Source organism: Bacillus siamensis KCTC 13613, assembly GCF_000262045.1.
In the GTDB taxonomy this organism is placed as follows: Bacteria; Bacillota; Bacilli; order Bacillales; family Bacillaceae; genus Bacillus; species Bacillus siamensis.
This window is the reverse complement of the sequence record NZ_AJVF01000013.1, coordinates 188,678-202,081: the sequence shown is the minus strand read 5'-3', so window position 1 is coordinate 202,081 and position 13,404 is coordinate 188,678. Positions and strand designations below refer to the sequence as shown.

The following is a 13,404-nucleotide window of genomic DNA, read 5'->3' as shown; positions in this document are numbered from 1 at the left end:
CGTGAAGAACTTCAATAAGCAAATCACTTTATCGCTGAAAAATCCGTTTATTTTACATCATGACGTTTACGGACAAAAAGTCCTTCCGGGATTGGCTTATATTGATATGTTTTATCAGATTTTCAAAGAGCGCGGGTATTCATATGACGGGCTTCAGCTGCGCCATTTATCCATATATCAGCCGCTTATTGCGAAAGAAAACAGCGCCGTCAAGCTTACGGTTGAATGTACAAAGGTAAAAGAAGGGCGCTGGAAACTGACCGCAAAAGGGGCTGAGGTCAGCGGCGGACGAGTACAGCCGGACGAACGTATTTACGTCAAAGCGGAAATGCATGAGACGGCCCCCGCAGTATTCAGTGACACGCTTGATCTTGACTCTGTCAAACGCGAGGCGGAACGCACCATCGATTTAAATGAGCTGTATGCACAATGCAGAAGCCAGGAATTGGTTCACAGCGGATATATGAAAGCAGAAGGAGAAGTGTTTGAGGAGCGGGACGGGGTCACCTTTGATTTATCGCTCGGAAAAGACGCGATGGGACAGGCCGGAGGGTTTTTGTTCCATCCGACCCTTCTTGACGGAAGCGGCGTCGGCGCAAACCTATTAATTTCATCGCTGTTAAATGGGGAAAAGAGGCTGTTTCTGCCTCTTTTCTATGAATCTTTTACAGCTTCCGAACCTTTGCAGGCCGGATGCATCACGAGAATCAAACGTTCGTCGCTCCGGCAGGAAAAGGAGCTCATTTACATTACACTGGAGTTTTTTAACGCATCCGGCCGGAAAGTAGCCGAGCTGAAAGATTTCACAAGCAAGCTCGTGCGGGATGCCGAGCTGATCAATACAGAACGAAAGACTGCTGAGAAGTCTCCTGAAAAAGCCGGTTTACCGGAAGTTGCGGCATCGCTTGAAGGCGGACACCGGCATGAGGAAGCAGAACGGTATGTCATGAATCTGATGGCGGAAAAAATCGGCAAGCCGCTTGAACAGATTGATTCTCAAGTCGGCTACTATGAAATGGGGCTGACATCGTCCGGACTGCTTGACGTCGTCGAAACGATCAGCGAAAAAATCGGCGAAACCCTTTCACCGACTTTGCTGTTTGAATATACGACGGCAGCAGAGCTTGCGGCTTTCCTGACTGAGCAGCACGGGAGCCATTTCAGCGCACCTCAGGCAAAAATGGAGAAGCCGCCGCAAACAGAAAAAAGGCGGAAAAGCAGTGTGCCGCAAGATGAAGATATCGCCATTATCGGGATGGCCGGCCGCTATCCGCAGGCCGAAAATATTCACGAATTCTGGGAAAACCTGAAAGAAGGAAAAAACTGTGTCACCGAAATTCCAGAGTCTCGCTGGGACTGGCGCCGATTTGAAAATGTAAAGTCGCCTTCGGGAAAGAGCATTTCAAAATGGGGCGGATTTATTGATGATCCGGATTGCTTTGATCCTCAATTTTTCCGGATTACGCCGCGGGAAGCTGAAACAATGGACCCTCAGGAACGGCTGTTTTTACAAACATGCTGGGAAACGATTGAGGATGCCGGATATACGCCGAAGTCGCTCGCGAAGGCGCGCGGACAAAATAAGAGACAGCGCGTCGGCGTCTTTGCCGGGGTGATGCACAAGGACTATACGTTGGTCGGAGCTGAGGCTTCTTCTGAAGATCATGTATTCCCGCTGTCTCTTAATTATGCGCAGATCGCAAACAGAGTTTCATATTTTTGTAATTTTCACGGGCCGAGCATGGCGGTCGATACGGTCTGTTCATCTTCGCTGACTGCGGTTCACCTTGCTGTGGAGAGCATTCGGCGCGGGGAATGTGAATCGGCTGTTGCCGGAGGCGTCAACTTGTCACTGCATCCGAATAAATATCTGACATACGGTTTATGGGACATGTTTTCAACAGACGGGGTTTGTCATACGTTCGGGAAAGACGGAGACGGCTATGTACCGGCTGAAGGAATCGGTGCCGTTTTATTAAAACCGCTGCAAGAAGCGGTAAAAGACGGAGACCGGATTTACGCGGTAGTAAAGGGCAGTGCCGTCAATCACGTGGGAACAGTAAGCGGGATTTCTGTGCCGAGCCCGGTCGCGCAGGCCGATTTAATTGAGGAATGTCTGGATAAAGCGGGAATCGATCCGCGCACGGTCAGTTATATTGAGGCGCACGGGACCGGAACGTCTCTCGGCGATCCGATTGAGGTTCAAGGCCTTGTCAAGGCGTTCCGCCAGTACACACAGGACAAACAGTTCTGTGCCATCGGATCAGTGAAGTCCAATATCGGCCATGCTGAATCGGCGGCGGGCATCAGCGGGTTAAGCAAGGTCGCCCTGCAGCTTCACTATAAAACGCTGGTGCCGTCTCTGCATTCCGAGGAGCTGAATCCGTATTTAGATTTTGAACAATCACCGTTTTATGTCCAGCATCAAACAGAAGCATGGCAGCAGCCTTCCGTGACGGAAGACGGAAACGAAACAGTATATCCGCGGCGTGCCGGGATCAGTTCTTTCGGGGCGACAGGTTCAAATGTGCATCTCATTCTGGAAGAATTTATTCCGGAAGAATCACACAGAACAAATGCTGAACCTGCGGAAGGACAGACATTCATTTTCCCGGTTTCCGCCCGAAACGAAGAACGGCTTAAAGCGTATGTTGCGAAGCTGTCTGCATTTATTCATCCCGGCCTGCCGCTTGAGGATACGGCATATACACTTCAGGTCGGCCGTGAGCAGATGGAGGAGCGGGTTGTTTTCACCGCACAGAATATAACACAGCTTAAAGAACGGCTGGGAGGTTTTCTGGCGGGTCAAACGGCCGGCGGATGCTGGCGGAACAGAGCTGATAAAACGAAACAGGCAGAGCTTGCTCCTGACTTGATACATAAATGGCTTTCTTCCGGAAGTCTGGAGATGATTGCTGAGAAGTGGGCCGGCGGAGGAACGATGGATTGGAATCTCTTATACGGTGAAAACAAACCGAATCGGATCAGTCTGCCGACTTATCCGTTTGAAAAAACACGGTATTGGGTGCCCGAGGCGGAGAAAAAAGATTTGTTACCGCAAAAAAATGCAGGCATGCTACACCCGCTCCTGCATGAAAATGTATCAAACATGTCAGGCGTCCGTTTTCGGTCCTCTTTTAGCGGCGGAGAATTTTTCCTGCAAGATCACGTCGTCAAAAACGAGCGGACGTTACCGGGCGCGGCTTATCTGGAAATGGTCCGGGCAGCCGTTGAACACGCGGCAGAAACGAAAGAAGACGGAACAGTCCGCCTGAAGCATGTCGTATGGATACGTCCGTTTACAGCGGCGGATGAGTCGGCAGAATTGTATCTCCGTCTTTATGACGAAGAAAATGGGGACATGGGATTTACGGTTTATCGTGAATCGGCTTCATCAAAACAAGAGCCCGTTCTCTATGCGCAAGGAAGCGCGGCGTTTGTCCAGGCGGGCGAACCGGCGAAAATCGAGATTGACAAATTGAGAGAATCACGCCGTCTGATCACACCTGACGCTTGCTATCAAGCTTATAAACAGATGGGGATTGAATACGGGGATGCTCACAAAGCGGTCACGGAAATCTATGCAAAAGACAGCGAAGTGCTCGCGAAACTCTCACTCCCGTCATCTGTTTCTCATACAAAAGATCAGTTTGTCCTCCATCCGAGCCTCTTGGATGCGGCATTCCACGCGACAATCGGGTTGATGCTTGATAGAGACGGAACTGACATAAGGCCGATGCTGCCGTTTGCTTTGGAGCAGATTGATGTGCTGAAAAGCTGTAAAAGCAATATGTGGGTTTCCATTGCGTACAGCGGTGATAGCAAGCCTGAAGATGCCGTGCAGAAGCTGGATATTGATATATGTGACGAACAAGGCAATGTATGTGTGAAAATGACTGGTTATTCCGCACGGGAAATTGAAACGGATAAAACAGATACACTATTTTTTGAGCACGTATGGGAAGAGAAGGCCGCTGTACTTGAAAAAGCGCCAGTCCATTTCAAAACCCGTCACGTGATGATATCTGACCGGCTTACGGATCAAATGAACAGCATACAGACAGACTTCAGCTGTCACGTGCTCCGTGATCAGCATAAGAATGAAGACGAACGGTTTGAAGCCTGTGCAGTTCAGGCTTTTGAAGAAGTGAAGAAAATCATCGCTTCAAATTCCGGCGGGCGCGAGCTTATTCAGATTGTCGTGCCTCAAGAAGCTGATACGCAGCTCCTTTGCGGCTTAACGGGGCTTTTGAAAACAGCGGCGCTTGAAAACCCGAACCTGACCGGCCAGCTGATTGAAGCGGAGCCGGACGTCAAGGCAGACACGCTGTCACGATATGTAAAAGAATGCAGCGCTCACCCTGATGACAAGCATATTCGCTATGAAAACGGCAGGCGCTATACGGCACAATGGCAGGAAACGGGTCTTGAACAGTTCGGCCCCGAAAAGCCGTGGAAGGATAAAGGTGTTTATCTGATCACAGGCGGTGCGGGCGGTCTCGGATTTTTGTTCGCCAAAGAAATCGCCCGGCATGCAAAAGGCGCCGTTCTTATTTTAACGGGGCGTTCTGCGCTGGATAACCGTAAAAAAGCCCAGCTGCAAGAGCTGTCCGGTCTTGGCGCACAAGCCGTGTACAAACAAACGGACATGACAGATAAACAAGAAGTTCAATTGCTCACAGCGGACATCTGCCGGCAGTACGGCGGCTTAAACGGTATCATTCACAGCGCCGGAACGATAAAAGACAACTATATTCTGAAAAAGAACAAAGATGAACTCCGTGATGTACTGGCGCCGAAAGTCTCCGGGCTGGTTCATCTTGATGAAGCGTGTAAGGACATAGAACTTGATTTTCTGATTCTTTTCTCTTCCGGAGCGGGAAGCGCCGGAAGCGCGGGCCAAGCAGATTATGCGATGGCCAATGCGTTTATGAACGCTTTCAGTGAAAAAAGAAACCGGCAAAAGGCCCGAAATGAACGCCATGGGCACACTCTTTCAATCTGCTGGCCGCTTTGGAAAGACGGCGGGATGACGGTTGACGCCGAAACGGAAGCCATGCTGACAAAAGAAAGCGGCATGGTCCCTATGAAAACAGAAAACGGCATTCAAGCTTTGTACCGCGGGTGGGCAAAAAAGACATCCCAGATCATGGTGACGGAAGGCTACGCCGCAAAAATCCGGGCGTTTCTGAAAAAATCAGCGGATGATCAAGAAGAAACGGAAAGCGAACCAGAAGTATCGGCAGGCTTTTCATCAGGCGGAGAGAACATGCTTGCGGAAAAAACGGAGCATTTCTTGAAACAGGTGCTTTCGGAAGTAACCAAACTTCCTGTCGGCAGCATTGACGCCAAGGCGCCTATGGAAGATTACGGAATTGATTCGATTATGATTATGCATTTGACGGGACGGCTGGAAAAGAGCTTCGGTTCATTATCAAAAACATTGTTTTTCGAGTACCAGAATATTGAATCGCTGGCGCAATATTTTATGAAAGCTCACCGCGGCACGCTGCTGGAAGTAACCGGGATGAAAACGGAGGAAACGCCTGCAGCCAAACCGGATCTGCCGGAGAAAACAGAAGAAAAGCCTGTATCCTATCGCAGTGAAGGCAAAAAAGGCTTTGCGCAAGTCCGCACAGACACGCGGGAAATCCAGCAGCTTCCGGAGCGTGAAGATATCGCGATTATCGGTATATCAGGACGATATCCGCAGGCCGAAAATCTCCAGGAATTTTGGAAGAACTTAAGTGAAGGCGTTGACTGCATAACGGAAATTCCAAGCAGCCGCTGGGATCACAGCCTTTATTACGACGCTGATAAAGATCAAGAAGGCAAGACGTACGGAAAATGGGGAGGATTTTTGAAAGACGTGGACAAATTTGATCCGCAATTCTTTTCTATTTCGCCCCGGGATGCAAAATTGATGGACCCGCAGGAGCGGTTATTTCTGCAATGTGTCTACGAAACGATGGAGGATGCCGGTTATACGCGCAAAAAGCTGACCGGAAAATCGGGTGACCTGCAGGGCGCCAATGTCGGTGTTTACGTCGGCGTCATGTATGAGGAATACCAGCTTTACGGAGCCGAAGAACAGGCGCGCGGAAAATCGCTCGCCTTGACCGGAAATCCGTCATCCATCGCGAACCGGGCTTCCTATGTATTCGGTTTTAACGGTCCTAGCATGGCTCTTGATACGATGTGCTCTTCTTCTTTAACAGCCATTCACCTGGCGTGTCAAAGCTTGCGGAACGGGGAATGCGAGGCGGCATTTGCCGGGGGCGTCAATGTATCTATCCATCCGAATAAATATTTGATGCTCGGCCAGAACAGATTTTTATCAAGCAAAGGGAGATGTGAAAGTTTCGGCGAAGGCGGAGACGGTTATGTGCCCGGTGAAGGAGTGGGCGCCGTACTCCTCAAGCCGCTTTCTAAAGCGAAAGCGGACGGTGATCATATTTACGGCCTGATCAAAGGAACGGCCGTGAACCATGATGGAAAAACAAACGGGTATTCCGTCCCGAATCCGAACGCCCAAGCCGCGGTAATCAAACAGGCGTTAAAAGACGCGGGAACCGATCCGAGGGCGGTCAGCTACATCGAAGCCCACGGCACTGGAACTTCACTCGGCGATCCGATTGAAATCACGGGTCTGACAAAAGTCTTTTCAGAACAAACACAAGATAAACAGTTTTGCGCCATCGGCTCAGCAAAATCCAATATCGGGCACTGTGAAAGCGCAGCAGGCATCGCGGGGCTGACAAAGGTGCTGCTGCAAATGAAATACAAGAAGCTTGCGCCGTCACTGCATTCCCGGACGCTTAACCCGAATATTGATTTTCCGAGTACGCCGTTTAAAGTGCAGCAGACGCTTGAAGAGTGGAAAAGACCGGTCATAAATGATAAGGAACTGCCGAGAACCGCGGGGCTTTCCTCTTTCGGAGCCGGCGGCGTCAACGCTCACATCGTCATCGAAGAATATACCGCTGATGAGGATAAAGAGACGGCTTTTGCCGCACCTCATCCGTCGATGATCGTCCTTTCCGCAAAAAATGAGAAACGGCTTCAAGAACGGGCGAAACGGCTTCTTGATGCACTGCGGAGCGGGCGTTACAAGGAATCGGATCTGGGCCGGGTCGCCTATACGCTTCAAACCGGCCGTGAAGCGATGGAAGAGCGTCTCGGTCTGATTGTCAGCAATTTGCGCGAGCTTGAAGAAAAGCTTGACGGATTTACGGGCGGCAAAGATTCAATTGATCAGCTCTACCGCGGACAAGTCAGACAGAATAAAGACACGATGGCGCTGTTTGCGGCTGATGAGGACATGGAAAAAACCATTGAGGCATGGCTTGAAAAAGGCAAAGCCGCAAAGGTATTAGAGCTTTGGGTAAAGGGCCTTCCGCTCAATTGGGATAAGCTGTATCAAATGGGCAGACCGCAAAAAATCAGTCTCCCGGCTTACCCGTTTGCAAAAGACCGTTATTGGATCGACACATCAGCTGATGCAGCTGTCAAAAAACCGGTGGAAACAAAGCCTGCACCGATCGCACCGGAGGCCGCTCCGGAACCGGTCATTGAAGCAGCACCTCTTTGCGAGGAGACTTCGAAAGAAAAACCGTCCAACATTACATTGCAGCCTTTGAGCGGCACGGAATCAAAAAGAACGGCACAGCCCGCTGACCGTCCGGCGGTTTCCGCTGAAAAAGTAAGTGCCGAATTAACGGATAGTTTGGCGGACGTTTTATATATGGATCCCGGCGATATCGACGCAGACGACACTTTTATTGATATCGGTATGGATTCAATCACTGGTCTTGAATGGATAAAGGCGGTTAATAAAACGTACGGCACGTCTCTTACGGTGACGAAAGTATATGATTATCCGACCATCAGCCAGTTTGCGGCCTTCTTGCAAAAAGAGCTCGGGACAGAACCGATCCTTGAGGAAGTAACCGAACCGCAGAAAACGGAGGCCGTGAACAAACCGTCCAACATACTTCTGCAGCCTTTAACCGCTCATAAGCAGCCGGTGATACAGGCAGAAGCGGCTATTTTGGAGGCGATGTCTGAAACGGCAGCTTCCGCCGAACCGGAAGAACCGATTGAAGCGGTGCATGACGAGTTATCGAAAGCACTTGCTGATGTATTGTACATGGAACGGCATGAAGTAGATATTGATGAGGCCTTTATTGACCTGGGCATGGATTCGATTACCGGTCTTGAATGGATAAAAGCCGTCAATAAACGGTACGGCACGGACTGTAACGTAACGAAAGTGTATGATTATCCGACCATCCGTCAATTTGCCGATTTTCTGCGCACGCAGCCGTCCGTCCGCGGCAGAAAAAAACAGGCGGTTCCTGTACGTCCAAAGCCGCTTACGCAGGAGAAAACACCTGCCGAGCCGGAGAGATTAACGGTTCAAAAGGAACCTGAACCGGTGCAGGCCAAACGGGAGCCTAAAGACGAGATATCAGACGCGATAGCCATCGTCGGCATGTCGGGCAAGTACCCGGATGCGCCGGACCTAAAGACATATTGGGACAACTTAGCCCGTGCGAAAAACGCCATTCGCGATATCCCGCTTTCCCGCTGGGATGTAAACCAATACTATGATCCGGCCTTAAACAAGAAGGGCAAAGTATACTGCAAATCAATCGGTATGCTTGACGGCATTGAAGAATTTGATCCGTTGTTTTTTAATATTTCTCCGTCTGAAGCTGAACTTATGGACCCGCAGCACCGGATATTTTTACAGGAAGGCTTTAAAGCCTTTGAAGATGCGGGCTACAGCTCAAAAGAATTAAGCGGGAAAAATTGCGGCGTTTATTTAGGGATTATGAACAATGAATACGGCATGATGTTAAATAAACATCAGACAGGAGGAAGCGCAACGGGCAACAGTTTCAGCATCGCGGCGGCCCGCCTGGCGTATTATCTCAACTTGAAAGGGCCGGCGATTCCGATCGATACTGCATGCTCATCGTCTCTTGTCGGGACTCATTTGGCGCGTCAGGCGCTGTTGAATCATGAAATTGACATGGCGCTTGTCGGCGGCGTCACCTTGTATATAACGCCTGAATCATATATCAGCATGTGTGAAGCCGGAATGCTGTCTCCTGATGGCCAATGCAAAGCATTTGATAACAGCGCAAACGGATTTGTGCCTGGCGAAGGCGCGGGGGCGCTCGTTCTGAAGAGGCTGAAAGATGCGGAAGCCGATCAAGACCATATTTACGGAGTCATTATCGGGTCCGGAATTAACCAGGACGGAAAAACAAACGGCATTACCGCCCCGAGCGCGAAAAGCCAAATGGATTTAGAGCGCCAAGTGTATGAAACGCACAACATCCACCCTGAGAGCATTACCTATGCGGAAATGCACGGCACCGGCACAAAGCAGGGGGATCCGATTGAATTAGAAGCTTTATCTTCTGTATTTAAGGAAAAAACGGACCGAAAACAATTTTGCGCCATCGGTTCGGTTAAATCGAATATCGGACATACATCGGCGGCGGCAGGCGTAGCAAGCGTCCAGAAAGTTCTGCTGTCGATGAAGCATCAAAAGCTTGTGCCGAGTCTTCATTTCAGCACGCCGAATGAACATTTTGATTTCGATGACTCGCCTTTATTTGTCAATACCGAACTCAAACCTTGGGAAACAGGCGGAGCACCGCGTCGGGCCTGTGTCAGCTCATTCGGCTACAGCGGCACAAACGCTCATCTCGTCATTGAAGAGTACCAGCCGAAAGACCGGGGCAGCCGAAAACCTGATGAGACAAACATTTTTGTACTGTCGGCGAAAAAAGCGCCGCAGCTAAAAGCCTATGCCGAGTCGATGATCGAATTTACAAAAGCCAATCAGGATATCCATCTTTCAGATATGGCGTACACGCTTCAAACCGGGCGTGACGCAATGGACTACCGTCTTGCGGTTACAGCCGGTTCGAGAGAAGAACTGATCAGCCGTTTAACCGATTTTATATACAGCAATACGGGTGAAGGGATATATGAAGCCCACATCAAAACGGCAAAAAAAGAAATCAAAGCATTTGAAACGGACGATGATATGAAGCAGCTTGTCAGGTCATGGTTCGATAAGAAAAAATATGGCAATATAGCGGAATTGTGGGCAAAAGGGCTTCACGTGGACTGGAACAGACTCTATCAAGGCGAAAAACCACGCAGAATCAGTCTGCCGGCTTACCCGTTTGCCAAGGAGCCGTACTGGCTGCCTCAAGTGAAATCTGCATCGGAGGAAACGGAAGACCGGCGCGAAGCTGTACTTTTAGAAAAGCAGTGGGTTCCGTGTGAGATCAAGTCTGCCGATGAAAAAAGCGTTCAGAAGGTCATGATTCTGGCTGATGCAAGGACAAGGGGACTTGCCGAAGAGACTGCAAAGCATTTCGATGACTCGTTCATTCTTTCGGTCGATTCGGCAGACACTGCAGCTAGCGATTGGAATCACATAGATGGCGCAATCGATCTGACGGGATGCGGAGACGAAGACCTTTCACTGGAAGGGATCAGCCGGCTCCAGGCTCTGATTGATACGAGCCGCCGTCAAGCGCGGCCGCTGACCCTGCTGTATGTAACAAAAGGCTTGGAGCCGTTTCAGCAGAAAACGATTCATCTCGCAGGAGCGGCAAAAAGCGGCCTGTACAGAATGCTGCAAAGTGAGTATCAAAACGTGACATCAAGACACATGGATGCCGATACAGATACAAATCAGCAGACACTTGCCAAACAGATTGCGGATGAATTTTCAGCGGACAGCACAGAACCGGAAGTCTGCCTCCGAAACGGACAGAGATACCGCGCTGTATTCAGGGAGATTCCAAAATGGGAGCGATCAGAACAACAGCCCGCACCGTTCCCGGAAGATCATGTGCTTTTCATTACCGGAGGGACGAGAGGGCTCGGTCTTTTATGCGCACGCCATTTCACAGAAAAACACGGCGTGAAAAAAGTGGTGCTGACAGGCAGGGAGCCGATTCCTCCCCGCCATGAACGGTCAGCTGTGAATACACGGCTGAAAGAGAAAATACGGGCGATTGAAGCGCTAGAAGCAAAAGGTGTGCAAGTAGCGGTCATCAGTCTGAAATTGTCTGACCGTGATGCGGCGGCAGCGGAAATTGAAACGATCCGGCGCACGATGGGACCGATCGGCGGGGTCATTCACTGTGCAGGCTCGGTTAATTCAGTAAATCCGGCGTTTATCAGAAAGACTGCTGACGACATACAAGAGGTGCTGGAACCGAAAGTCGCCGGGCTTCAAACTTTAAGCAGCCTTTTTACAAATGATCCTTTGCGATTCTTCGTCTTATTTTCTTCCGTATCTGCTGTCGTTCCGGCGCTTGCCGCGGGGCAGTCGGATTATGCGATGGCAAATGCGTACATGGATTATTTCGCGGCTGCTCATCAGCATCAATATCCGATGGTCAGCATTCAATGGCCGAATTGGAAGGAAACCGGATTGGGTGAAGTCCGCACAGAAAGCCTGAAGCAGACCGGACTTTTAGGACTGACGAATGCGGAAGGGATTGACTTGCTGGACCGCATTTTGTCTGAAAACATCCGCCCGGCCGTTCTGCCGGCCATCGTTGATCGAAGCGGATGGCATCCTGACAGGCTGCTCAGTCAAAAGAAAAAACAAAAAGAGGCTGAAGCAGAAATAAACGGTCAAATCGAGGAAAAACAATCAGACTCAGACCTTCTTTTTGATACGAAGGCATGGCTTGTAAAACTGTTTTCTGATGAGCTGAAAATCGCTCCGGATGAACTGGAAACAGACGAACCGTTTCAGGATTACGGGGTTGATTCGATCATTTTAGCGCAGCTTTTACAGCAAATGAATCAAGCGCTCAAAAAGGACTTAGATCCGTCTGTTTTATATGAACATCCGACGATTGACGCGTTTGCCGAATGGCTTGTATCCAACAGTCAGCCGCTGCTCACAAGGAAGGAATCTGATACAGAAACCGCGGTTCCCGCCAATGTGCAAACCGTTCAAGCTGAACAAAACCGATATGCCGAAAATGAAGACATTGCCGTCGTCGGAATGAGCTGCCGCTTTCCGGGAGCGGAATCGTTAGAACAATATTGGGATTTGCTGAGAAACGGCAGGTCCGCGATCGGCTCCGTGCCGGCCGAACGATTCGGTTACGAAAATCAGTATGTTGCGGGCTTGATTGAACATATGGATCACTTTGATTCCGATTTCTTTTTCATACCGGAAAACGACGCGAAAGCGATGGATCCTCAGGCATTGGCGGTGCTGGAGGAAAGCGTAAGGCTTTGGTGCCATGCCGGCTATACCCGTGAAGAAATCAAGGGTATAGAAGCCGGTGTGTATATCGGAGGCCGCAGCCAGCATCAGCCTGATCCTGAAAGCCTTGCGAATGCCCGCAATCCGATCGTTGCGGGCGGGCAGAACTATTTAGCTGCAAACGTTTCGCAATTTTTTGACCTGCGGGGGCCGAGCATCGTGCTTGATACGGCTTGTTCATCGGCTTTGACAGGAATGAATATGGCCGTACAGGCACTGAGAAGCGGCGATATCAAAATAGCGGTAGTCGGCGGTGTCAGCATGCTGAACACGGATGCGGCGCACCGGATGTTCCAAGAGCGCGGGCTGTTAAACGAAAAACCGGTATTTCATGTATTTGATAAGCGTTCAGGCGGCGTTGTCCTCGGAGAAGGAGTGGGCATGGTGCTGTTAAAAACGGTAAGCCAGGCGCAAAAAGACGGCGACACGATACACGCAGTCATTAAGGCCGCCGCCATGAATAATGACGGCAGAACGGCAGGACCGTCAGCCCCTAATGTTCAAGCGCAAAAAGACGTTATGCAAAGCGCGCTTTTAAAAAGCGGTAAGAAGCCGGAGGATATCACTTATATCGAAGCAAACGGATCGGGTTCCGCTGTGACTGATTTACTTGAGCTGAAGGCGATTCAATCCGTATACTGCTCAGGTCAGCATGTTCCGCTCGGCATCGGGTCAATCAAGCCGAACATCGGGCACCCGCTTTGTGCAGAAGGGATCGCAAGCTTCATAAAAGTCGTATTAATGCTGAAACACAGACAAACGGTTCCGTTTCTCTCAGGGGATGAACCGATGCCGCATTTTGATATAACAAAGACCGATTTGTATTTTAATAAAACAGCCGGCGAATGGGATGCAGCCAGACCGTCTGCGGCCATCAACTGCTTTGCCGACGGCGGAACGAACGCCCACATCATTTTGGAAGCTTGGGAAGAAAAAGATACTCGACTGAAAAGAAAGCCGCTGCCGGCACCGTCATTAAGACGTAAGGGTCTCGTAAAAGAACCTGATGCACTGGTGAAGAAACAAGAGCTTCCTGCCAAGAAAATGTTCTGGAAAGCATTTAAATAGAGAGGAGTGGG

At 50.0% G+C, this 13,404-nt stretch carries 1 protein-coding gene; it reads left to right on the top strand.

Annotated features, from left to right (window positions below):
• Position 1 precedes the first annotated feature (1 nt).
• Positions 2–13,393: a type I polyketide synthase gene (locus Y79_RS0101105; protein WP_016936042.1), complete on the top strand. Its 13,392-nt coding sequence runs from the start codon at positions 2–4 to the stop codon at positions 13,391–13,393.
• Positions 13,394–13,404 lie beyond the last annotated feature (11 nt).